General features: G+C 59.6%; 18 protein-coding genes and 1 tRNA gene. 3 read left to right on the top strand and 16 right to left on the bottom strand.

The window, feature by feature from the left end:
• Nucleotides 1–3: 3 nt before the first annotated feature.
• The 4 genes from ybeY to AC1ATL_RS06185 all read right to left on the bottom strand — a co-directional run bounded on the left by ybeY (nt 4) and on the right by AC1ATL_RS06185 (nt 2956).
• Nucleotides 4–549 (bottom strand): rRNA maturation RNase YbeY, encoded by a 546-nt coding sequence (gene ybeY, locus AC1ATL_RS06200; protein ID WP_476569316.1) that lies wholly within the window; start codon nt 547–549, stop codon nt 4–6.
• Nucleotides 550–1680 carry a PhoH family protein gene (locus AC1ATL_RS06195; RefSeq protein ID WP_476569314.1) on the bottom strand — a complete coding sequence of 377 codons (1131 nt, stop codon included), beginning with the start codon at nt 1678–1680 and terminating at the stop codon, nt 550–552.
• 49 nt (nt 1681–1729) lie between these two features.
• Complete coding sequence (locus tag AC1ATL_RS06190; protein ID WP_476569312.1) at nt 1730–2065, bottom strand: histidine triad nucleotide-binding protein; 336 nt, start codon at nt 2063–2065, stop codon at nt 1730–1732.
• A 93-nt stretch (nt 2066–2158) separates the two neighbouring features.
• Nucleotides 2159–2956, bottom strand: coding sequence for a 16S rRNA (uracil(1498)-N(3))-methyltransferase (locus AC1ATL_RS06185; protein WP_476569310.1), 798 nt, complete (start codon nt 2954–2956; stop codon nt 2159–2161).
• A 108-nt stretch (nt 2957–3064) separates the two neighbouring features.
• Between AC1ATL_RS06185 and AC1ATL_RS06180 the strand changes: the two genes are divergently transcribed.
• The 3 genes from AC1ATL_RS06180 to glgC all read left to right on the top strand — a co-directional run bounded on the left by AC1ATL_RS06180 (nt 3065) and on the right by glgC (nt 5512).
• A tRNA-Leu gene (locus AC1ATL_RS06180) sits at nt 3065–3152 on the top strand.
• A 55-nt stretch (nt 3153–3207) separates the two neighbouring features.
• Nucleotides 3208–4080, top strand: coding sequence for a TrmH family RNA methyltransferase (locus tag AC1ATL_RS06175; RefSeq protein WP_476569308.1), 873 nt, complete (start codon nt 3208–3210; stop codon nt 4078–4080).
• Nucleotides 4081–4267: 187 nt separating this feature from the next.
• Entirely contained in the window at nt 4268–5512 is a 1245-nt protein-coding gene (gene glgC / locus AC1ATL_RS06170; protein WP_432624382.1) for a glucose-1-phosphate adenylyltransferase, read from the top strand.
• Nucleotides 5513–5624: 112 nt separating this feature from the next.
• Here glgC and AC1ATL_RS06165 read toward each other — a convergent pair whose 3' ends face one another.
• The 12 genes from AC1ATL_RS06165 to AC1ATL_RS06110 form a co-directional block, all read right to left on the bottom strand.
• The gene (locus AC1ATL_RS06165) at nt 5625–6215 is read right to left on the bottom strand and encodes a metal-sulfur cluster assembly factor (protein WP_476569305.1); all 591 of its coding nucleotides are present in this window, start codon (nt 6213–6215) and stop codon (nt 5625–5627) included.
• 94 nt (nt 6216–6309) lie between these two features.
• Nucleotides 6310–6864, bottom strand: a complete 555-nt coding sequence (gene sufU / locus AC1ATL_RS06160; protein WP_476569303.1) for a Fe-S cluster assembly sulfur transfer protein SufU — start codon at nt 6862–6864, stop codon at nt 6310–6312.
• Nucleotides 6865–6870: 6 nt separating this feature from the next.
• On the bottom strand, nt 6871–8145 hold the full coding sequence (locus AC1ATL_RS06155) for a cysteine desulfurase (protein ID WP_476569301.1): 1275 nt from the start codon (nt 8143–8145) through the stop codon (nt 6871–6873).
• Nucleotides 8142–8921: a Fe-S cluster assembly ATPase SufC gene (sufC, locus tag AC1ATL_RS06150; protein WP_476569299.1), complete on the bottom strand. Its 780-nt coding sequence runs from the start codon at nt 8919–8921 to the stop codon at nt 8142–8144. Before sufC ends, AC1ATL_RS06155 begins: the two co-directional genes overlap by 4 nt.
• A gap of 18 nt (nt 8922–8939) precedes the next feature.
• Complete coding sequence (gene sufD, locus AC1ATL_RS06145) at nt 8940–10163, bottom strand: Fe-S cluster assembly protein SufD (RefSeq protein ID WP_476569297.1); 1224 nt, start codon at nt 10161–10163, stop codon at nt 8940–8942.
• Nucleotides 10164–10168: 5 nt separating this feature from the next.
• Nucleotides 10169–11689, bottom strand: coding sequence for a Fe-S cluster assembly protein SufB (gene sufB / locus AC1ATL_RS06140; protein WP_432623512.1), 1521 nt, complete (start codon nt 11687–11689; stop codon nt 10169–10171).
• Nucleotides 11690–11830: 141 nt separating this feature from the next.
• Nucleotides 11831–13420 carry a L,D-transpeptidase family protein gene (locus tag AC1ATL_RS06135; RefSeq protein ID WP_476569295.1) on the bottom strand — a complete coding sequence of 530 codons (1590 nt, stop codon included), beginning with the start codon at nt 13418–13420 and terminating at the stop codon, nt 11831–11833.
• Nucleotides 13421–13666: 246 nt separating this feature from the next.
• Nucleotides 13667–15328, bottom strand: a complete 1662-nt coding sequence (locus tag AC1ATL_RS06130; RefSeq protein WP_026645852.1) for a CTP synthase — start codon at nt 15326–15328, stop codon at nt 13667–13669.
• Nucleotides 15329–15454: 126 nt separating this feature from the next.
• The gene (gene pulA, locus AC1ATL_RS06125) at nt 15455–20758 is read right to left on the bottom strand and encodes a type I pullulanase (protein ID WP_476569292.1); all 5304 of its coding nucleotides are present in this window, start codon (nt 20756–20758) and stop codon (nt 15455–15457) included.
• 322 nt (nt 20759–21080) lie between these two features.
• Entirely contained in the window at nt 21081–22577 is a 1497-nt protein-coding gene (locus AC1ATL_RS06120) for an alpha-amylase (RefSeq protein WP_476569290.1), read from the bottom strand.
• A 146-nt stretch (nt 22578–22723) separates the two neighbouring features.
• Nucleotides 22724–23173, bottom strand: a complete 450-nt coding sequence (aroQ, locus tag AC1ATL_RS06115; RefSeq protein WP_432623503.1) for a type II 3-dehydroquinate dehydratase — start codon at nt 23171–23173, stop codon at nt 22724–22726.
• A gap of 35 nt (nt 23174–23208) precedes the next feature.
• Nucleotides 23209–24828: a bifunctional shikimate kinase/3-dehydroquinate synthase gene (locus AC1ATL_RS06110; protein WP_476569369.1), complete on the bottom strand. Its 1620-nt coding sequence runs from the start codon at nt 24826–24828 to the stop codon at nt 23209–23211.
• Nucleotides 24829–24838 lie beyond the last annotated feature (10 nt).

Here is a 24838-nt window from a genome sequence, read left to right as displayed (position 1 = left end):
TCATCATCGGGCCGTTTTGCCGCCCGAACCATGCTCGCGATCCCACTCGGCGAGCGCGTCCGGCGTTCCGGGGGGCAGCATCGCCTGGGCGCCCGCCCCCTGACGCAACGCAAAGAACGTCAGGAGCAGCTGTCGTTGCAAACCGAACATCTGCCGCTCCTGTTCCGGAGTGACGTGATCGTATCCAAGCAGATGGAGGATGCCATGAATCGTCAGAAGCATCATTTCCTCCATGGTGCTATGTCCCGCGGCGACCGCCTGCTGGGCCGCCACCCATGGACACAGGACGATATCCCCCAGCACGCCTTCCATCTCGGTTTTGCCGTCTCCGGGGCGCAGCTCGTCCATGGGGAAGCTCATGACGTCGGTAGGCCCTTCGAGGTTCATCCAACGCATGTGCAACTGCGCGATCGGATCGGGGTCCACGAACATGATGGTCAGGTCCGACTGCGTGCTGACCCGCATCTGACTCATAACCCATATGCCAAGGTCGGAGAAGACCTTGCCGTCGATCTGCCAGACGGTTTCGTTCGTCACTTCAACGCTCATTTACGCGCTTTCCTTTTCCATGTCGTGTGTCCCTGATGATGCGGCATGCCCATGTCTGCTGTGGTCACCGGCTATGGCCGCATGCCTCTCGTAGGCCTCGACGATCTTGCCGACGAGCGCATGGCGGACCACGTCCTCGGGTTTCAAATGGGCGAAGGCGATGTCGTCGATGCCGTCAAGAATGCGTTCGATAGTGGCCAGACCCGATTTCGGCACCGTCAGATCCACCTGCGTCACATCGCCGGTAATGACCATCTTCGTATTGAAACCGAGTCTCGTCAGGAACATCTTCATTTGCTGCTCGGTGGTGTTCTGTGCCTCGTCGAGAATTACGAACGCGTCATTGAGCGTGCGACCGCGCATATAGGCGAGCGGCGCGACCTCGATGGTGCCGTCATCCATGTAACGCTTGAGCTGGTCGGCTCCAAGCATGTCCGACAGCGCGTCGTACAGGGGGCGTAGGTACGGATCGACTTTTTCGTTCAACGTACCAGGCAGAAAGCCAAGGTTCTCTCCGGCTTCGACCGCCGGACGCGTCAGGATGATGCGCCGCACCTGCCGGTCCTGGAACGCACGCACCGCCTTGGCCACGGCGAGATAGGTCTTGCCAGTACCGGCCGGTCCGACGGCGAAGGTGATGGTATGCGATTCGATGGCGTTGACATAGGCGATCTGTCCAGCCGTTTTGGCGCGCACCGGTTTGCCAAGGGCGAAGGTGATGACGCCCGGAACGTGAGGACGGCGGCGATCGACGGCGACGTCATGAGCGGCCGCGTGCGATTGCTGCTTGTCGGCCATGCGCAGTTCCTCCACCACGCGTCCATGACCGGGACGCATCGCGCGTACCGGATTTCTAAGCACATTCTGGTCAAGCATGCGGCGCACGGTGTCCGCATCCATCGGCGCGGTGTAGGCTGCCTGGATGATATCCGCCAGCACATGCTCGGCTTGGGCGGCCTGCGGTTCGGATTTGCTGGAATGAGACATGATGGCGATGCGGTTGCCCCGAACGATGATGGTAAGTTCGGGGAACGCCCGCTCTACCTCCCGCAGCACCTCATCCACCGGACCAAGAACGGTCACCGGATCAAGCTGCTGGGGTATCGCGATGGTACGTGTAGTGGTGGCCACGAAACCTCTTCCGATATCGGTTGGAAATATTTGGGACTACTCGTTCGAGCTACTCTTCAAGTTTCTCGCCGGTGAGCACATGGGCATGCACGTGGAACACGGTCTGTCCGGCATCGATTCCGGTGTTGAAGATCAGCCGGAACGCCCCATGGAACTCCCGGTCGGCAATCTTCTGCGCCACTTCGGCCATATGGGCGAGCTGCGCGGGATCCGCCTGGGCGAGTTCGGCCACATTGGCGTAATGCTTACGCGGAACGACAAGCACGTGCACTTTGGCTTTCGGATTGATGTCCTTAAAGGCGTAGGTGGTTTCATCCTCATACACCTTCTCGCTGGGAATCTCGCCGGCGATGATCTTGCAGAACAGGCAATCCTGGTCGCTCATAATGCTCCTTTAGTCGGTATTGAAAACCTTCGCTACCATGCTACACCAGCGGCGAACGGGGCGGTTCGGACGGCCCATCCGCCGAAGACGCGATCAGACGAAGCGACCCAAAGCACGCGCAAGCAACGACAACGCAACCGGACCCGCCGCGGACGCGCGCAGGATGTTGCTTCCAAGCACGCATACCTCGGCACCGGCTTTGGTGAACGCTTCGATCTCGGTATCGCTGATGCCGCCCTCCGGGCCGACCAGCACATATATGGTGCGCGGACGTCCATCCCGTAGACAGGCATCGGACAGTTTGGCGATATCCGCTTCCAGCTGATTCCAGGTTTTCGTGGCATCCTGATGCAGCACAATCACCATGTCGCCGTGCACGCAGGCTCGCTTGCACATGGCGACCACCTGTTTGCTGGACACGCAATCGTCCAATTGAGGAGTCCACGACCGACGGGACTGCTCCGTGGCGGATTCCAACGTCTGTTTCCATTTCCTATCGGTGCGACCGACCTTCCATTTGGCGATGGAACGATCAGCCTGCCATGGAACCACCAGATCCACGCCGATCTGCGTCGCCATATCGATAGCCTGCTCGTCATGACCGGTTTTGGCAAGGGCCTGCACCAACGCGAGTCTGGTGACCGGCTGCGGTTCCCTACCGAACCGCAGCACCTCCGCGATGCCCTGCTGTGCGTCACGCAGCACGGCATGGATGCGCAATCCCCTGCCATCGGAAAGCTGCAACTCGTCACCATCCTTCAATCGCATGACCTGAATCGCATGCCGGCGGACGGACGCGGGAAGCGTCAATTTCCACCCGGTGTTGATCTCGTCGCTATTCACCGGCACGTCATCATGATCCGCATCAAGCAGGAAAAGGGCATCAGTCATAGCTTCCGAGCCTATCAGAAACCCCGACACAAGCCGCGACACGCCGAGATTTGCATCGCGGCAACAAGCTGCTATAGTTTTCATTCGTTGCCGGTGAGCAACGCACCTGTCCGGGTGGCGGAATGGTAGACGCGCTAGCTTGAGGTGCTAGTGCCTATTTTATACAGGCGTGCGGGTTCAAGTCCCGCTCCGGACACCGGAAAAACCCCTTGGAGACAAGGGGTTTTCTTGTATCTAGCGAAAGACAGGCAATGCGGTTCATCCATCTCGAATCCATCGATGACGAACGTGTGGCGGCATACACGAATCTCACGGAAATCCAACTACGTAACAAGCTGGAGCCCAGCAAGGGACTGTTCATCGCCGAATCTCCCAAAGTGATCGACCGGGCGCTTGCCGCGGACCGCGAACCGATTTCGCTGTTGGTCGAGGAACCGTGGATCGAAGGCATGTCCGAAACATTCGACAACATCGACAAACGTTGGGGATCCGACATTCCCGTCTATGTGGCTTCTCCTGACCAGCTTAAAAAGCTCACTGGATATCGGCTCCATCGCGGCGCCTTGGCCGCGATGAAACGCTGGCCACTGCCCAGCGTCGAAGAGGTATGCCGTGGAGCCCGCCGCATCGCAGTCATGGAGGACATCGTCGACCATACGAACGTCGGTGCCCTCATGCGTTCCGCCGCGGCCCTCGATGTGGACGCGGTGCTCGTCACTCCTTCCTGTGGAGACCCGTTATACCGGCGCGCGGCACGAGTGTCCATGGGCACGGTGTTCCAGGTGCCCTGGACGCGCATCGGCGGGGATGACAGGCATTACTGGCCTTTCGTCGGCATGCAGGAATTGCGGGATCTGGGATTCACCACTGTCGCGATGGCACTTGAGGATGATTCCATCTCCCTCGACGAATTGGTACGTCGTCTCAACAACGATGAGACCGCCGATGACCATATCGACAAGCTCGCGTTGATTTTCGGCACCGAAGGCGACGGCTTGTCGCACCACACCATTTCCCGCGCTGATCTGACGGTGAAGATTCCCATGAGCCATGGCGTGGACAGTCTGAACGTCGCCGCCTCGAGCGCCGTTGCCTTCTATGCGACCCGTCGCATCATCGCATGAAGCGATGTTCCAGAGCATCCCAAGGAATGAAACAACACTGAAACGTATTGCAAATTTTCAGGACTCGCGCTGAAAACTCCTTGCTATTTGCTGAAAATATGCAATCATGGTGTGCGTAAGCGGTTTCGTGAGGAAGCGGACCGGTCGTGCATACGGTGTCGTAAGACGCTCTCGGAGAGGAGTTCCCATGGCAAAGAACCCGAAGATTCTTTCCATCGTGCTGGCAGGCGGTGAAGGCACCCGTCTGATGCCATTGACCAGAGACAGGGCCAAGCCGGCCGTCCCGTTCGGCGGCGTGTTCCGCCTGATTGATTTTCCGTTGAGCAATCTGGTCAACTCCGGCTACATGCAGACGGTGGTGCTTACCCAATACAAGTCCCATTCGCTGGACCGCCATATCTCCACCGTATGGCGTTTCTCTCCACTGCTGGGCAACTACGTCTCCCCTGTGCCGGCGCAGCAGCGTCTTGGCAAGCACTGGTATCTGGGCTCCGCAGACGCCATCTATCAGACGGTCAACATCATCGAGGACGTGCAGCCCGACATTGTGGTGATTGTCGGCGCCGACCACGTCTACCGCATGGATTTCCAGCAGATGGTGCAGCAGCACATCGATTCCGGCGCCGAATTCACCGTGGCCGGCATCCGCCAGCCCATCAGCCAGTCCAACCAGTTCGGCGTCATCGAGGTTGATCCTGAACATCCGAATATGATCAAAAGCTTCCAGGAGAAGCCGGAAACCACCACGGGACTGCCGGATGACCCGAATTCCATTCTGGCTTCCATGGGCAATTACGTGGCCAACACCGACGCTCTGTTCGAAGCCCTCGCCTTGGATGAGAAGGCCGAGGATACGAAGCATGACATGGGCGGTGACATCGCACCGTATTTCGCGGCACGAGGCGAGGCCGGCGTCTACGACTTCAACTCCAACGAGATTCCGGGAGCCACTCCGACCGATCACGCCTATTGGCGTGACGTGGGCACGCTGAAGCAGTTCTACGACGCGCATATGGATCTGATCTCCTATGTGCCGGAGTTCAACCTGTACAACACCGAATGGCCCATCTACACACTGTCCGGCAATCTGCCGCCTGCGAAGTTCGTGCATGCAGGTCGCGACCGCCTGGGACATGCCACCGATTCGATTGTCTCCCCCGGCGTCATCGTCTCCGGTGGAGAGGTTCATCATTCCGTTCTGTCGCCGAATGTGCGCATCCATTCGTGGTCGCAGGTCGTCGATTCGATTCTGTTCGACGGCGTGGTCATCAACCGTCGAGCGCGCGTTTACAAGGCGATTCTCGACAAGAACGTCGTTCTGACCGAGAATTCCACGGTCGGCATCGACACCGAGCATGATTTGGCACGTGGCTTCACCGTCACACCCGAAGGCATCACCGTGGTACCGAAGGGCACCGTGGTCGACGACTGAACCGTTTCGCATATGGAAAGCCGCACCTCCCGACAAAGGGAGGTGCGGCTTTCCATATGCGAAACATCAAAACCGCATCGTGCCGGCTGAACCGTAATACGGATTATGGTCGTCAGTATTTCGGCAGATTGTCGAAATTGAAGCCAAGCGCGGCAAGCTGGTCACGTCCTTCCGGAGTGATCTTGTCCATGGTCCAACGCGGCTGCCATGTCCAATCAATACGGAATTCCTCGACGAGACCGGCAAGGGTGCTGGCGCATTCGTCCTCAATCAAATCGGTCAGCGGACACGCGGGAGTGGTGAGCGTCATCGTGATGATGGCGCGTCCCAGCTCGTCGATTTCGATGCCGTAGACCAAGCCAAGGTCGATGACATCGATGCCGAGTTCAGGATCGATGACCTGATGAAGGGCTTCCTTCACGTCGGCCGCCGTGGCCCGTCCAATGTCATCGACGGCCTTCAGCGGAATATCGTCGTTCTGCGACTCGGAACATGCGCATGCGCCGGCATGGTCACTACAACCGCATGCATCATCCTGTTTGCCGTTTTCGGTACCGGCCTCCACCGGCTTCCCGTTCTTAAATCCTTTGGCCAGATTCGGATTGAGCATGACGCGACGGGCCGCGTCCTCATCGTCGCCCAAGGCCTTGGCAACGGAATCGAAGACCGACGCCTGCGGTTCGGGTACCAGGGTATCGCTCATTATCACTCCAGACTCTTGATGGATGCTGCTGTTGAGCAAGGGTAGTACGTCGCATCGGGTTTGTCACCGGTGTTTTCCGGCCGACGAACCAAATTCATTTCTCTTTGGCTGCCAACGCCTTGGCGACGGCATCCTTCATGCCTTCCCAGCCCAGCAACGCGCATTTGATGCGCATCGGATATTGGGAGACTCCTCGGAAGACGATGCCATCCTCCAAAGCATCCTCAGCCTGCTCGTCATCCAGTCCCTTGCCTCTGGACTCCATGAGTTTATGGAAGGTGTCGGCGAGCTTCATGGCCTCGTCCACGGTCTTTCCTTCGATGAGATCCACCATCACGGACAAGCTGGCCTGGGAGATGGAGCATCCGTGACCGTCCCACACGAGCCGTTCTATGGTGCTCGGCTCAGAATCGGAGACCTCCGCATGCACGGTGGCCTCGTCTCCGCAGGTCGGGTTGAATTGATGCGATTCACCTGGCGTGCAGTATTCATGACTGGCACGCACCGTGGTCTCGGCACTTCGTGAGGCCTCTTCGGAAGCCAGATCGGGAGCGAAATGCTCCTTGCCATGCGGGTTCCTCGCGGCCTCAAGAATGACTTCCTGATACATCTGTTCAAGATCGCTGCCGGACATCTCGAAATCACTCATGTCCCGTCACCTGACCTCAAAGAACGAGCGGACCTTGCCAAGCGCCTCGATAAGGGCCTGAGCGTCCTCAACCGAATTGTAGATGCCGCTGGAAGCACGATTGGATGCGTACACGCCGAAATGCCGGTGCACGGGCTGCGCGCAATGATGGCCGACGCGGATGGCGATTCCCTGCGCGTCGATGAACTGTCCGACATCGTGCGGGTGCACGCCCTCTACTTCGAATGCGACGGTGCCGATACGGTTCACGTTGGAACGGGGGCCAAGGATGCGGATTCCCTCGATGTCTCCCATCTTGAGTAGCTCGTCGGTGATGGTCCGCTCATGGGCCTCAAGATTCTCCATGCCGATGTTCATCAGCCAGTCGGCGGCGACACCGGCCGCCACGACCTGCGCCACCGGCTGCGTACCTGCTTCGAAGCGCGCCGGAGGCTCCATGTACTGCGCCTCCTTGTCCATCCAAGCCAGTTCCACCATGGATCCGCCGAAATTCGCCGGAGGAAGCGCCTCGAGCATGTCACGCTTGCCGTACAGGAAGCCCACTCCGGTCGGGCCGTACATCTTGTGCGCACTCCACGCGGCAAAATCGACGTCCATGGCATGGAAATCGACTTTGAGATGCGGCACGGACTGGCATGCGTCAAGCACGAATACCGCGCCGACCTCGTGGGCACGCCGTACAATCGGAGCGATGTCGGTGATTGCTCCAGTGGTGTTGCCCACGTGCGTCACGGCAACGATCTTCGTACGATCGGTAATCACCTCATTGGCGGTGTCGGAGCGAACGCGACCTTCCTCATCCAAATCGAACCATTTGAGCGTGGCGCCGGTACGCATGGCAAGTTCCTGGAACGGCAACAGCACGGAATGATGCTCAGCCTTGGTGACGACGATCTCATCGCCTGGTTTCAACGCGAAACGCTTGGCAGCCTGTCCCCCACGTCCAAGAGACGCATTGCCGAAGGCTGTGGCCAGCAGGTTCAATCCGGCGGTGGCTCCGGAAGTGACGACGATCTCCTCTTCGCCCTCCGCCGAATTGGCGCCGACCAGTTTGGCGACTTTGGCGCGGGCCTGCTCGAATGCCATGGTGCTGCGCGCGGCAAGCTCATGGGCGCCGCGATGCACGCCGGCGTTAATGGTGCGGTAGAACTCCGCTTCGGCGTCAATCACACACTGCGGCTTCTGCGAAGTAGCCGCGGAATCCAGATATACCAGCGGATGGCCGTGAATCTCCTGATCGAGAATCGGGAATTGGCTGCGAATCTGCGAAAAATCGATCATGCCAGCGCGCTTTCCGAGTCGGAGCCTTCCGGCAGGTATGCATCATAACCGGTTTCCTCGAGTTCGTCGGCAAGCTCCGGACCTCCGGTCTTGACGAAATGCCCATCGGCGAACACATGCACTATGTCCGGCTTGATGTAGCGCAGGATACGGGTGTAGTGAGTAACCATGAGGATGCCGAATTTGTTGGCTTCCTTGGCGCGGTTCACGCCTTCGGAGACGATGCGCAATGCGTCGACGTCAAGGCCGGAGTCAGTCTCGTCGAGAATGGCGAACTTCGGCTTGAGCAGCTCCAGCTGCAAAACCTCGGCGCGCTTCTTCTCGCCGCCGGAGAATCCCTCGTTCACGGAACGGGTGGCGAACTTCGGATCCATCTTGAGACGTTTCATGGCTTCGGACAGCTCCTTGGCCCAAGTACGGATGGATGGAGCCTTGCCGTCCACTTCGGTCTTGGCCGTACGAAGGAAGTTGGTCATGGACACGCCGGGAACTTCGACCGGATACTGCATGGCCAGGAAGATGCCTGCCTTGGCACGCTCGTCCGGAGTCATCTTGAGGATGTCCTCACCATCGAGCAGCACCTGGCCGGAATCGACGATGTACTTGGGGTGCCCGGCCAACGTATACGCCAAGGTGGATTTGCCGGAGCCGTTGGGTCCCATGATGGCATGGGTCTCATTGGAGTTCACGGTCAGGTTCACGCCTTTGAGGATCGGCTTGATGCCGTCCTTGGTTTCGACGTGCGCGTATAGGTCTTTGATTTCAAGGGTTGACATGGTATTTGCTCCTGACGTTTATTTCTCTTCCAATACCTGCGCGATCGCGTCGTTCTCGCCGCGCGCCAGGCGTTTGTCGATGACGGCCATAAGATGTTCGGCAATCGCCGGAATGCCGATTTCCTCGACGAGTTCGCCGAAGAATCCACGCACCACGAGCTTGCGGGCCTCAGTCTCCGGAATACCGCGCGATTCGAGATAAAACAGCTCCTCATCATCGAACCGTCCAACGGAGGACGCATGCCCGGCACCGACGATGTTGCCGTTTTCGATCTCCAGATTCGGTTCGGAATCGGCGATGGCGCCCGGAGTGAGCACCAGGTTGCGGTTGAGCTCATAGGAATCGGTGCCTGGAGCCGTCGGCTCGATCAACGCGTTGCCGACCCATGCGGAATGCGCGCCCTTGCCGTCAAGCGCGCCCTTGTAGACCACACGGCTCTTGCATTCGGGATGATTGTGCACCACCATAGTGCGATGCTCGATATGCTCGCCCGGATCGACGAAGTAGATGCCGAGCATGTTGAGCTCTCCCTGCTCGCCGCCGAAGTCCTGATCCATGCGGATGCGGACCACATCGCCGCCAAGCGTCACCACCGAGTGACGCAGGGAAGCCCCCTCCCCAACGTGGATACGCTGATTGCCGACATGCTTGGACGTCTTGCCCCATTCCTGGATGAAGGTGGTGGAGACATGCGAATCCTTACCGGTTTCGATTTCCACGCCCTCCGCGAGGCGGGCATCTCCATCATGTTCCACGACCACGTCGGCATGAGCGCAATCCGAAGCGATGATCGACAGGTGAAACGCGTCAAGATCCATGCCCGCGCCACGCACCTTGACAAGCACCGGCTGACCAATCTCGCCATCGATACGCAGAATGCCGGCCCGCCGGCCCGCATTCCATTCAATGACAGACGCACGATCGTTCGGCTTGGAGACGATGCCTGTGCCGGCATCCCCCACTTTGCCTTCGACATAGCTGACGCCATCGGTAAGAGGCGAACCATCAATCATGGAAACGGTTACCTGCGTCTCACCGGATGGTTCGAACACATCGAAGAACTCCTCGATGCGTTCCACTGGAGTGTACCGCCAATCCTCCTGCCTGCGATTCGGCTTGGCGAACGCGTTCACGTCGAAGGAGCGGGGCGCGCGATCCGCGGACGACGGCATGGCCGCCGGATTCGCGTACGGATCGGACGGATCCGCAACGGGGATATTGATTTCCTGAGTCTGTGCCATGGTGATCAGCCCACCGATCCTTCCATCTGCAATTCCACCAAACGGTTCAATTCGAGCGCGTATTCCATCGGCAGCTCACGGCTGATTGGTTCGACGAAGCCTCGCACGATCATGCCCATGGCCTCTTCCTCGGACAGACCACGGCTCATCAGATAGAACAGTTGGTCTTCGGAAACCTTGGAGACGGTGGCCTCATGCGCCATGGAGACGTCGTCCTCGCGCACATCCACATGCGGATACGTATCGGAGCGGCTGAACTCGTCGACAAGCAACGCGTCACAAACCGTCGAATTCGATGAGCCCTCAGCCCCTTTAACGATTTTGACGAGTCCTCGGTATGCGGAACGTCCGCCACCGCGGGAAATCGACTTGGCCACAATAGTAGAGCTGGTGTGCGGAGCGAGATGAATCATCTTCGCGCCTGTGTCCTGGTACTGCCCCTTGCCTGCGAAGCCCAAGGACATGGTGCTGGCCTTGGCGTACGGCTCCGCGAGTATGCACGCCGGATACTTCATGGTGGCCTTCGAACCGATGTTGCCGTCGACCCATTCCATGGTGCCGCCCTCACGCACATAGGCACGCTGCGTCACCAGATTGTAGACGTTGTTCGACCAGTTCTGCACGGTGGTGTAACGCACGCGGGCATGCGGTTCCACGAAGATCTCCACCACACCGGAGTGCAGGGAGTCAGTGGAGTAGATCGGCGCGGTGCAGCCTTCCACATAATGCACGTAGGACCCTTCGTCTGCGATGATCAGCGTACGTTCGAACTGTCCCATATTCGGCGTGTTGATGCGGAAGTAGGCCTGCAGCGGAATGTCCACGTGCACGCCCTTCGGCACGTATACGAAGGATCCTCCCGACCATGCGGCGGTGTTCAATGCCGAGAACTTGTTGTCATTGCTCGGAATGCACTTGCCGAAATACTTCCTCACGAGGTCCGGATACTTCTGCACGGCGGTATCGGTGTCGACGAAGATAACGCCCTGCTCCTCGAGATCCTTTTGAATCGAATTGTAGATGACCTCAGATTCGTATTGCGCGGCGACACCGGAGACCAACCTGCTCTTCTCAGCCTCCGGAATGCCGAGCTTGTCGTAGGTGGAACGAATCTCGTCAGGCAGCTCCTCCCATGTGGTGGCCTGCTTGTCGATCGGCTTGACGTAGTACTTGAAATCGTCGGCGTCGAAATCCTTCAGATCGACGCCCCACTGTGGCATCGGACGGTTGATGAAATCACGATACCCTTCCAATCGTTTTTCCAGCATCCATTCCGGTTCATGCTTATCGGCCGAAATGGCACGCACGACGTTCTCGTCGATGCCTTTCTTCGCCGCCTCACCGGCGAAATCCGTATCATGCCAGCCGTAGGAATAGTCACCGAATTGCTCGATGATCTCATCATCCTGCTTGATTTTGTCTTCGTTCACGCGCGTGCGATCAGCCACATACTGGCTCATCTCCACGTCGGCCGCGGCGTTGGACGCTTGGTTCTCTGCCACCGTACGCTGCCTCCATTCACTCATTGGTACCTATGACAAACTAACAGAACACATGGTGAAACACTAGGCCTTATTCGAAATTCGGCAGTGATTCATCTAACACATCGGAAAAGGGCGGGGAACCCACATGTCGGTTCCCCGCCCCATACGGAGTCAGCCATCCCGTCAGGCCTGGACATGCACCGTGGTGCCCATCAGGCACCAATTGTAGAACCACTCCGCCTGGTCCCAGCCGATGCCCACGCACCCATGGGAGGTGTTCTGCCCCAAGGCTTGGATGTCCGAATCGTTGTACGCGCTTTGCGTGGCGATCCGATGAATCGCGCATCCCGTCTTGGAGAAGTAGTTCACGAAGCCGACGCCCTTGACGTCCCAGTTCTCCTTCTGGCCATTGGAAAGGGTGAGATTGCCGCTCATGTCCTGCGACTGGTATTTGAGCCAGACCTTGAAATCGCCATCAGGGGTGCAATTGTCATATGCGTTCGCATCGCAGTGCGTCGGCGTGCACAGATCGCCGCTGGGCTGGCACTGGCCGGTCTGATAGTCGTTGCCCTGGCCTGCGGACATGTGCATGACACGCAGGGTCTTACCGTTTTCGATGGCTGTCACGGTGTGCTGCGAGAGGCTGACGACGACGGTGCGCGTGGTCTTCTTCGGATTCTGGGGATCGCAGGTGCCTTGGATGGAGACGGAATTCCCACCGTCGGCCAACGCCTTGGCGGCGTCCACGCCGACATTGGAGTCTCCTCCATCGGCGACGGTCACGCCATCATGACCCTCCTTGTTGGTCTGCAGCACATCGCCCACGCTGTTGACGATCACATCGCCATCGACACGGTCGGCATGGAAATTCGGCTTGATGGACTCGTCATAATACTGCTGGAGTTTGGACCCGTCGAACACCAGCACGCCTTTGCGGAATTGCCCATCCGGCAATGCGGCTCCGTCATCGGCGGAGACGCTCATGGAGGATGCGATCGACGCGGCATCGAACGAAGCCACCTCATGATTGCCGATTTTGATGGCGATTGGGTTCGCGATCAACGCATCCGCGGCGGTCTTGGCCGTTTGGGCCTCGTCATCGGTGATGCCGGGCTCCGTCTGCCGGTATTCGACCTTCACCGTGGACGGCGACACCTTGCCGAGGGACTCGACGACCTTCTCGGCTTCCTCGACCACTCCGGAAACATCGATTCCAACGCCTTCCTGGCTTGGAACCACGTCGAACGCGTCACCGGCATCGTTGAGTTTCAACCCGGCATCCGCCGCCGAAGACGACTCGACTCCGAACAGATTGCCCACGGCATGGGCATCGGCCTTCTGAGAGGCGAACGCCTTGGCCGTCACATTCCTATGATTCCAGAACATGTATCTGCCGACGGACGAATCGCCTCTTTTGGCATTAAACACCTCCCGGGCCACGGCCTTCGAATCGACGGACAATCCAAGGTCCTTCAGTCCGACCTTCTTCGTGGTCCCGTTATATGAGATTGGAATGGTGATGGAATCGGTCTCGTCGGCGATCCTGTCGGCGATCTGCTGTTGCGTCTTGCCCGTCATGGAATGTCCCCACAACTTCACTCCCGGCAACGTGTGGGACTGGAAAAACCAATAACCACCACCCGCGACGGCGCCAAGCAGCACAAGCACCGCCAGAACTATCCACAGCCACAGCAGGCCATGCCCCTTCTTGGCGAACGCCGGCTCCCGTCCATCATCGACAGGGTCGGCGACCTGTGCGATATGGAGCCCCATATCGGAATTCGGGACGGGTCCCGAAGACGTATCTGCCTCAGGAAAGACGATTCTCTGCCAATCATCATCTGGAACGTTCATATCAGCCAATCTCAAACAAACCTCTCCGTGGGTTTCCCATCGTCATTCCTTGGAGGAAGTCACGACCCCCAAACAAATACCCATTATGCAACATGGCCATGAATTCCTCGGAATACATGGCCATGTTGCATCGAATCGAATCATCCGATTCGCTCATCCATCGATTCAGCGCGCCTGCTGGTGGTCCAGAGCGGCCTTGACCAGACCCGCGAACAGCGGATGCGGCTTGGTCGGACGGGATTTGAACTCCGGATGCGCCTGAGTGGCCACATAGAACGGATGGACCTCGCGAGGCAGTTCGACGAATTCGGTGAGCTCACCGTCAGGGCTTTGACCGGAGATAACCAGGCCGCCCTCGCGCAGACGGTCCTTGTAGGCCACATTCACCTCATAACGGTGACGATGGCGTTCGGTGACATGCGTGGTGCCATACAGTTCGGCGACGATGGAGCCTTCCTCCAGTTCCGCCGGATAGGAGCCGAGACGCATGGTGTGTCCCATATCGCCCTTGCCGGCGACGATGTCCTTCTGCTCCTCCATGGTGGCGATGACCGGGTTGGCGCAATCCGGATCGAATTCGGAGGAATTCGCGTCCGTGATGCCAAGCACGTCGCGCGCGTATTCGATGACCATGGACTGCAGGCCAAGGCACAGACCAAGGGCCGGCAGCTTATTCTCGCGGGCGTAGCGCAACGCGCCGATCTTGCCGTCGATGCCGCGGATGCCGAATCCGCCTGGAATCACGATGCCGTCGACCTGGTCGAGCGCGGCGGCCGCGCCTTCCTCGGTCGCGCACTTGTCGGCGGCCACCCACTTGACATTGACCTTGGCCCAGTTGGCGAAGCCGCCGGCTTTGATGGCCTCGGTGACGGACAGGTAGGCGTCGGGCAGGTCGATGTACTTGCCGACGATGGCCACGTTGACCTCGTGCTTCGGGTGATGCACGCGTTCCAGCAGGTCCTCCCACTCGTCCCAATCGACATCATGGAACGGCAGACCGAGTTCACGGACCACATAAGCGTCAAGGCCCTCGTTGAACAGGATTTTCGGCACGTCGTAGATGCTCGGAGCGTCCACGCAGTTGACCACACCTTCGGAATCCACGTCGCACATCAGGGAGATCTTGTCCTTGATGGACTGGTTCAGCGGACGGTCGGAACGCAGGACAAGCGCGTCCGGGGAGATGCCGAGCTGACGCAGCATCATGACGGAATGCTGGGTCGGCTTGGTCTTGAGTTCATGGGCTGCGGCGATATACGGCACCAGGGAGACGTGCACGAACATGCAGTTCTCGGCACCCAGATCACGACGGACCTCACGTGCGGCCTCCAGGAACGGCTGGGATTCGATATCACCGACCGTACCACCAATCTCGGTGATGATCACGTCGACGTCATCGGACGCCTGGGCGCGCATACGGGACTTGATCTCGTTGGTGATGTGCGGGATGACCTGCACGCACTGACCGAGGTATTCGCCGGCGCGTTCCTTGCGTAGCACTTCCTGATAGATCTGGCCGGTGGTGACGTTGGCCTTCTGGCTCAGGTAGACGTCGAGGAAACGCTCGTAGTGGCCAATGTCGAGATCGGTTTCGGCACCGTCCTCGGTGACATAGACCTCACCATGCTGGAAGGGGTTCATCGTACCCGGATCCACATTGATGTACGGGTCGAGCTTCTGCTGCAAAACCCTGATGCCGCGACTACGGAGCAGGCGGCCGAGAGAGGAGGCGGTCAGGCCTTTGCCGAGAGAGGAGACAACGCCACCAGTAACGAAAATATGCTTGGTAACGTGTTCTTGAGAATTGCCATGTTGTCTTCTAACCATGGAACTTCAGTCTATCAGCGGCGCAAGACGCGGCGTGTTCCGTTGTGATACGAAAAAGACAGGGCCGCATTGTCATACGGCCCCGTCTTTCAGGAATTCAGGAGATACAGTCAGACGATTGTGATTTTATCGGTCGCCGGCCTCCTTCCTGCGGAGAACGATCAACACGCCCGCGGTAACGGCGAGCGCCATGACGGCCAAAGCGAGTCCTGCGACATTGGAGCCTGTTGCCGGACTCCGCACCGAGCCTTTCTCCGCATCTTCCTTTGTGTTGCCGGCCTTACCGTTGGTTTTGCCATTGGCATTGCCGTTGTCCTTATCGGCGGCCGGGGTGACGGTCTGCTTCTGGACGTACACCGTGCGGGTGAAGGTCGTGGTCTTGCCGCGGGAGTTGGTCACGGAATAGACCAGTTTGTAGTCGCCGACCTTGGTGGCGTCCACGGTGCCTTCGACCTTGATCTTGTCGGTCAGGTCGCCGTCGATATCGTCGGTGGCGGAGACGCCAGTCAGCGGGTCGAACTTGGATCCGACGGTGATGGTCGTCGATTCGTTCACACCGCTGATTACGGGGACGATGTCATCGGCGGAGGCAACCTTGAGCACGGTGGCGGACAGAGCGCCTGCGGTGTATGCGGAGCCCTTGCGGACGGTGACGCTCTTGACGTCGTCATCGCCGTAGACGGTGCCGTCGGCGGCAAGCACCTCGTACTTGCCGGCTTCGATGCCATCGATGGGGGCCGCTTCGCCGTTGGCGTTGAAGATCACCACGTAAGTGCCGCTGGAGTCCTTCGCTTGGTAGGCCACGACACCGTTGGCGGACTGCAGCATGGTCACGCTGGCGTTGATGTCGTTGTAGTCGGTCTGGCGGAGGGCCGCGATCCTGTTGCGCAGTTTGATCAGACCCCTGACGTAGTCGACGGAGCCGGAGTACTGCGTGGTGCGATCCCAGTCGATGGCGTTCACTTCGTCACCGGCGTTGTAGCTGTTGCCGTTGCCGCCCTTGGTGCGCAGGAACTCCTGACCCAGTTGGATGGCCGGGATGCCTTCGGACAGGTAGACCACGGAATCGGCGAGCTTGGCACGCGCCTCGGTGGTGGCCTCGTCATCCGTGGGCACGGACTTCCTGAGCTTGTCGTACAGGGTCATGTTGTCATGGATTTCGGCGTAGTTCACCACCTGGCCGGCATCCGCATAGTGGTCCTGCGCGTTGCCGTTCCAGCAGGTCGTCTTCGCGTCGGCGTCGTACTGGCAGCCGAGCACGTTGTGGGCGATGAGGTTCTCCTGATCGGCCTTGCCGGATACGAAGCCGGTGTCGGTGTCGGAGAACACGGAACCCTTGAGCCCGTCGCGGATCGAGTCGTTGAAGAACGCGATGCCGTTGTCCGTGCCATCCGAAGCGACCTGGTAGGCGTTCGGCTGGATGGTCATCTCGCTCTTGTCCATCGTGGAGCTCATATCCCAGCCTTCGCCGAGCACGATGATGGACGGGTCGATCTTGTCGAGGGCCGCGCGGACCTCCTTCATCGTCTCGGTGTCGATCAGACCCATAAGGTCGAATCGGAAGCCGTCGATGTTGTAGTTCTTCGCCCAGTAGGTCACCGAGTCCACGATGTACTTGCGCATCATCGCGCGCTCGGAGGCGGTGTCGTTGCCGCAACCGGAGTTGTTGACCAGCGATCCATTGTCGTCATAGCGGAAGTAATAGCCAGGGACCGTCTTGTTGAACGAGTGGTTCGCGGCATTGTAGACGTGGTTGTACACCACATCCATGATGACGCGGATGTTGTTCTCATGCAGGCCCTTGACCATCTGCTTCATCTCGGTGACGCGGGAGCTCGGGTTGGATGGATCGGAGGAGTACGAGCCTTCCGGCACATTGTAGTTCTCCGGGTCGTAGCCCCAGTTCTGCGCGCCATCTGCCTTGTAGCTTAGGTCGCCGGTCTCATTGACGGAACCGTAGTCGTACATCGGCATGATCTGCACGTGGGTGACGCCCAGCTTCTTCAGGTAGTCGAGGCCGGAGGTCGCGCCCTTGGCGGTCTTCGTTCCGGATTCGACCACGCCCAGGTACTTGCCCTGCTTGTCGGCGGAGATGCCGGAGGACGGGTCGATGGAGAAGTCGCGGATGTTCATCTCGGCGATGGAGGCGTCGGTGGTCTTGCCGAAGGCCGGCATGCGCTTGCCCGCCTTGCCCATGGCCTTCTTGGAGAGCACCACGGAGCGTTCGCCGTTGGCGACCGCCGCGGTGGCGTACGGGTCGGCGGAGGTGTTCACCGTGCCGTCGGCGAAGGTGAGCCTGTAGGAGTACGCAGTGCCGGAGGCGAGCTTCTTCACTGTGGCGCTCCACACGCCCCTGTCCTCGCTGGTCATGGCGATGGTCCGGTCGACGTCGGCGTCCGGGTCGTCGGACTTGTAGGTGACGAGTTCGACCTTGGTGGCGGTCGGCGCCCACACCTTGAAGCCGGTCTGCTTCTTCGTGAAGGTGGCGCCCAGATCCTCGCCGCTGTAGGCGTACTTCTTGTCGAAGGCGTCAGTGCGGACCACCGCACCGGCGATGGCGTCCTGGGAGCCGAAGCCCTTGACCTCGACGGTGTACTTGCCGCGCACATCGAGATCCTTGTCGGTGGTGATGATCACCTTGGCGCTGTCGGTCTTGATGGCCTTGATGTCGACCTTCTTGCCATCGGCGTCCGTGACGGTGACCTTGCCCTTCAGATCGTCCGCGGAGACCTTTTTGGAGAGCTTGGCGGACAGCTGATCGGTTCCGGAGATCTCGGCGGACTTCATGGAGGCGCCGAGGGACGGACGGGCGGAGTACACCGTGGCGTCGCCGCCAATCAGCCACACCTCGGCGGAGGCGTTGCCGTCGGCATCGAACACGAGCGCGTCGGACGGGATCATGTGGTTGGCGTCGTCCGGGTCCTTGGCCTTCCAGGCGTCCTTGCCGTAGCGGCGCAGCATGCCGATGTCGGAGGAACCGCCGTTGTTGTAGTAGGTGTAGTTGGTGAAGGAGTACTCAGCGACCTCGCCCCAGTCGTCATGGGTGGTGAAGGTGGCGGCGCCGCCGTTCCAGTTGGAGGCCCAGGTCCAGATGTCCCACTGCGGGACGGTGGTGCTGGTGTCCTCGGCGTTGTAGTACAGGCCGTCGTCGCGGTTGTAGTGGACCTTCACCTTGACGGTGTTGGCCTTGCACTCGTAATCGGACGGGGCAGAATCGAGGGTTTCGACGGTGGTCGACTCGCCCTGGTCCGGATACTTGGTGCCATCGATCCACACCTCGGCGGTGCCGTCGGCATTCACCGTGGCGCTACGGTCGGCGCCGTACTTGTCCCAATCGCCGGTGGTGATGATGAAGCCGAACTTGTCGTACTTGCCGTCGAAGTCGAGCACGGCGACCTTGCCCCAGCAGTCGGTGCCGGTGAAGGCGTGGTGCTTGTCGTCCATGGACGTGCCGTTCACATCGGCGCCCCACACGTACACACCACGGTTGTCCGAGGCGGAAGAGGGCTTGTAGTGCACGACGAGGCGGGTCTTGCCCCCGATGGATTCGGGGTTGCCCACGGTGGCGGTCTGGTCGGCCACGCCCACATGGGTGATGCCGGCGTTGGCGTGGTAGTTGCCGCCGCCCTTCGGGTTCTCCCATTGGTCGGTGTCCTTGTCATGGAACACGAAGTCGATCTTCTTGCCCTTGGTGTTGATGGTGGCGGTGTAGTAGCCCTGCGCGTCGAGCGTCATGTCGGCTTCCGGCTGATCCCAGTCGTCGCCGAGCCCGTAGTGGACCTTCGGAGTCTTCCACTCGGAATTCGAAGGCTTGTAGTAGATGGTGACGCTCCTGTCGTCGGGCAGGGCGTCGTCCTCCTCCTGGCTCACGTCGGGATCGGACGGGTCGGTGGCCGCGGAGGCCGCCGGGTGGGAGGCCTTGGTCGCGCCGGCGTACAGGGCGATGGCGGAATGCGCCGGGACGTCGACCTCTACCTTGCCGCCCTTGACGGTCACGGTCTTGGAGCAGTCCATGGTGGCGTACACGTTGCAGTACTCGCCGTCGGCGAGGGAGGTCGTGTAGGAGACATCCTTGTCCTTCTTGCCGTTGTTGATGGCGATGAAGCCCTTGTCTCCACGGGAGAAGGCGATGTTGTCGCCGCCGTCGTCCTGCCAATCGGCGACCTTGGTGCCGTTGACGTAGTTGCGGAAGGCGATCATGCCGCGGGTGGAGGTCCAACGCTGCTCGCAGTTCCAATCGGACTTGTTGGTGGAGCAGGCCTGGTCCATGTCCACGTCGGGCACGGAGGTCGCGGTCGCGCCGGGGGCACCGTTGTCGTCGACATCCCACTTGTAGTCGGAGAGCAGGCGCGGGGTGCCATAGTCGTAGGCCAGCATGAAGGCGTTGGCCAGCTGGTACTTGGCGTCCTTATAGGTCAGAGCACCCTCGTTGCGGGCGGTGTCCCAGTTGGTGACGAACACGTTGGCGTCCTCGGAGGACAGGTCCTTGCCCAGACGCTCGCCCAGCCCCTTGAGGTTGGCGATCTTGTCCTTGAAGGTCTGGTTCATCTCGGATTTGAAGCCGAATTCGGTCACGGTGCCGTTCTGCACGTAGTTGCTCGGCTGGATGCCGGCGGCTTCGGAGGAGTTTCCGATGACCTCCTGGATCCAGTAGATGTCGTTGGCGTTCTGGCCGACCTTCTTGGCGAACTTCTCCTTGATGGCCTTCATGCTGTCGGTGTGGATGTGCTTGACGGCATCCATACGGAAGCCACGCACGCCTAGATTCCACAGCTTGGCGAGATAGTCGGACTGGATGTCCTGGACCTTCTCGCTTTCGGAGTCGAAGTCCCACATGGAGCTCAGGCGGCATTCCTGCACTTCCTGCTGGTTGGTGTAGTCGGAGATGTTCTTCTTACAGCTGTGGAAGTCGGCGGCGGTGATGCCGTCCGGGTACTGCTTGGTGGCGAAGCCCGGGTAGCTGCCGGTGGAGCCGTTGTAGTCGCTGCCGGCCACGCCCTTTTGGTCCCCGGCGGCCACGTCAGCGCCGGTGGTCTGGTTGAGCACCACGTCGGCGATGATGCCCACACCTGCCGCGGAACACTGCTGGACCATGTTCTTGAATTCGGCTTCCGTGCCCAGCTTGGAGTCGAGCTTATAGCTCACAGGCTGGTAGCTGGTCCACCACTGCGTGCCCTGGATGGATTCCTGCGGAGGCGAGACCTCCACATAGGCCACACCTTCCGGACCATAGGTGTTGGTGCATTCCTTGGCGATAGTGTTCCACGTCTGCTGGAACGCAATCACCTGGACGTCTTTCTGTTGATTGGCCTGCGTTTCGGATTGCGCCTGAGCCACAATCGGCGCCGCGACCAGTGAAGCACACGCCATGGCCGCGGTGATGCCCATTGCCACCACACGGCCTAATGGATGGTTTGTCTGAACGACCATCGTTCTCCGTTCTCATCTATGAGACCGGTTCAAGCGCCCATGGCAGGTGCCGCGACCGGCAACGTATGCGCCATGGTCCTCCGCATCCACGCGGATAATTCAGAATATACTCGACGATGAATATGCATACGTTTACACTCCAAATCAGCATATACTGTATGACGATTCCTGCGCATGGCAATGAAACAGCGTGACCCATTGAAACAAGTCGCTCTTTCGTCTTTCATATTGCAAACCGTTTCTGCAAACGTCACCCGTGATTTGCGATTCAGGCAGAAAACACTTGCAAAACGCCATCAAAAATAGCAAACGATTGCACTCGTCATCGCACGGTACGGGGTGTGGCGGCGACATGGAAGGCCACCGCACCGCCGGCGGACACCGTCAACGTGACGTCACCATTCCAACGCACGCGCACGGTGCCGGTGCAATCGGCGGAACCATAGACATCGCAATACTCCCCTGCCGGCATCGATGTGCGGTAGGTGATCGTATGGGCGTGCACGTCATTGTTGATGGCGATGAACGCGCGGGAGCCACGTCCGAAGGCGATCATATTGCCGCCGTCATCCTGCCAATCGGTAAGGGGCGCGTCGTTCGCGACATTATGCCAGCCGATCATGCCGCGAACGTCCGTCCAGCGGTCGGTGCAGCTCCAACCGGAGTCTTCCGAGCAGTCGGTGTCCGGCACGCTGGTCTTCGTGGCGCCCGACGCGCCGGAGTCGGAGTCATGGAATTCGTAGCCGGAAAAAATGTTGGGAGTGCCATATGGGTAGGCCAGCATGAACGCGTTCGCCAGATGGTAGGCATCGCCGTCCTTGTAGGTGAGCGTCATGCCATTGCGTTCGGTATCCCAGTTCGTCACGAACACGCTGGCTTTGCCGCTGGTGGTGATGTTCTGCGGAATGTCCTTGATCGACAGGCTTCCACCGGCCAACGAATTGGAAAACATGGATTTCAAGCGATAGGCATATTGGAATTCGTTCACTTGTCCGGTTTTGAGATAATTCTTCGGTTGGATTTCGGCGGCTTCGGAATTGTCTCCGATCACCTCCTGCATCCACCAGATGTCATCCATGGAACGTCCGGATTTCTTAGCCACGAGTCGCTTGATGGCCAACACATCCTTCGGCGGTATGTGCTTGACGGCATCCACACGGAATCCAGCAACGCCATAATCGAGAAGCTTCACGAAATAGTCCGACAGCACATCGCGTACATGTCCGTTTGATGTGTCAAGGTCCTGCAGACCTGACACCTGGCAGTTCCACACGCTGTCGGCGTCACGATACGTCCATATGGAGCAGGGCGTATGGAAGTCGGACGGAGCATATCCGGCTTCGGGGAAATCGCCGTTGTTGTCGTAGGCGCTTCCGGCGATGCCCGTGCCCTCCATCTTATCGACGCCGGTGGTGTGGTTGATGACCGCGTCCGCGATCACGCCGACGCCCGCGGCCTTGCACTGGCTGACCATGTTCCTGAATTCGGTTTCAGTGCCTTCCTTCGAATCGAGCTTGTAGCTCACCGGCTGGTAGCTGGTCCACCACTGCGAACCTTGGATGGATTCCTGTGGAGGGGATACCTGCACGTATCCCACGCCTTCGGGGCCGAGCACCTCGCCGCATTCGCGGGCTACGGATCGCCAATTGGCTTGGAACATGGTGACGATCACGTCGCTGCGATACCGTGCGGGATCGAAACGGCCTCCGTCGTCCTCACGTGTCGGCACGTGCAGTGTGGCGGCGGAAACTCCGACCGATACCGCGATACATGCCACCGCCGCTACGGCACGTGTGATCTTCTTTGCGACTGTGCCCATATTCCTCTGACCTCTTCGTCGTGCACCGCTTTCGCGATCTGCATACGTTTGCATTACCACTGTATCCCATCAGGGGACAATCGTCATACGAAAAAGCCGGATGCTGATATGCGGCATCCGGCTTCACGTCATAGAGGCAAACGACTTCAGCTTTCCTGCAGCAGATGGGCGACTGCCTCCAGAGCCAACTTGTACCCGAAAAAGCCCATGCCGGTGATGGTGCCGGTGGCGACCGGCGAGATCACGGAACGCTTGCGGAATTCGTCGCGGGCGGAAGGATTGGAGATATGTACCTCCATGAGCGGCAGCCCCTCGTCGATCACCATGTGCGCGGCGTCCGCCAAGCCATAGGAGTAATGCGTGAAGGCCGCCGGATTCATCACGATCGGCGTCTTCTCGTCCGCGGCCTGATGCATCCAATGGATCATCTCGGCCTCGTCGTCGCTTTGGCGTACCTCCACGTCGAGTCCAAGTTCCTTGCCCCATTCGGTGCACATCCTGCGCAGGGTCTCAAGATCCTGCTTGCCGTACACGTCGGGTTGGCGCACGCCCAGACGGCCGAGATTCGGCCCGTTGACAACCACTACTTTGGTCATTTCACTTCCTTTATGTTCGTTTGCATGCTTGCGTTCTACCGCTGGATGCGCCGGAACGCCTCTTCGACGGCGTCCGCCGGCGGATCCTCAAGATGGATGGGATGGCCCAACGATTCGAGGATGACGAAGCGCAGTTTGTTGCCGCGCGCCTTCTTGTCGCGGTGCATGAGCGCCAGCACATCGTCCCAGCTGCCGTTGCTCCACGATGTCGGCAGGCCGAGCGAGCCGAGCAGCGAACGATGGTAGTCGACCAGATCCTGGTCGATGTAGCCGAGCAGGTGCGACAGTTCGGCCGCATACACGCAGCCGACAGCAACGGCGTTGCCGTGCCTCCAGCGGAAATGCTCCAGCTTCTCGATGGCATGGCCGAGCGTGTGACCGTAGTTGAGGAACTCACGCAGCCCGGCCTCCTTGAGGTCGGCGGAGACGTGGTAGGCCTTCACTCCCACGGTGTGTTCGATGAGTTCGGCCACCACGTCCTTGAGTCCGGAGTCGAGGAACGATGCGCCGTCGAAGGAACGCAATTCGTTGGCATGGGTCTCGAGGATGTGTAGGATCTCCGGATCCATGATGAATCCGGATTTGACGACCTCGCCCAAGCCTTCGATGAAGATGTCGTTCGGCAGCGAGGCGAGCGTACCCATGTCGGCGAGCACTCCCGCGGGCGTATAGAACGAACCGACGAGGTTCTTGCCCTGCGGCGTGTTGACACCGGTTTTACCACCGGTGGAGGCGTCGACCATGGACAGCAATGAAGTCGGGCAGTTGACGTAGCGGATGCCCCTCATCCATGTCGCGGCCACGAAACCAGCCAGATCCGTGGCCGCTCCCCCGCCAAGCCCGACGATCGCATCGGATCGGGTGAAGCCTTCCTCCCCCAATCGCTGCCATATGCCATTGGCCACTTCGACCGTCTTGCCGGCTTCCGCGTCGGGGATGACGATGTCATGCACGTCGTAGCCTGCCTGCCGAAGCAGCGTGCGCGCGCGGTCGGAATGCCGCTGCACAGGCTGCGTGTGGATCAACGCCACTTTGGAGGGCTTATCCCCCAACACCTGTGCGAGCTGGCTCATCACCCCTTCTCCGATGCGCACATCGTATGGTTCGATGGTGGCTCCCGTGATATGGACTATGCGCTGGTCAATCATTTCCATCAGCTTTCTCGCGGCCACTTGCGGGGTCTGGCCATGGGTGCGCACATGCACGTTGGCCACCTGCCTGAACACCGGGTCGCGTTCCTTGTACAGTTTCTTCCATCGTTCGTTGGCATCTCCGTCGAGCATCGGACGTCCGCCTCCACGGTTGGCACGTTCCATGGCCTCCCTCGGGTCAGCCATCAGATACACGACCTTGCCTCCGTCCGCGATGTATTCGGCGAGTCCCTGCCGGATGGACGGTGTCATCGGCGCCCCTCCTCCCAAGGAGAAGATGCCATCGAAGTCCTCCAGCATGTCAAGCACGACATCGCTTTCCAGCTTACGAAACTCCGGTTCGCCGTATTTCGCGAAGTATTCGGGGATCTTCATCCCCGCGTCCCGTTCGATCTCATTGTCGGCGTCGGCGAAAGGCAGATGCATCATCTGCGCCACTTCCTTGCCAACACGGGTCTTGCCCGCACCCATCATGCCGATGATGACGGCGACGGGTCTGCGCATTCCGGACATC

It is taken from the genome of Bifidobacterium sp. LH_743, assembly GCF_056355775.1.
Note: the sequence above shows the minus strand (reverse complement) of the source record. Positions and strands in the feature narration are given on the sequence as shown.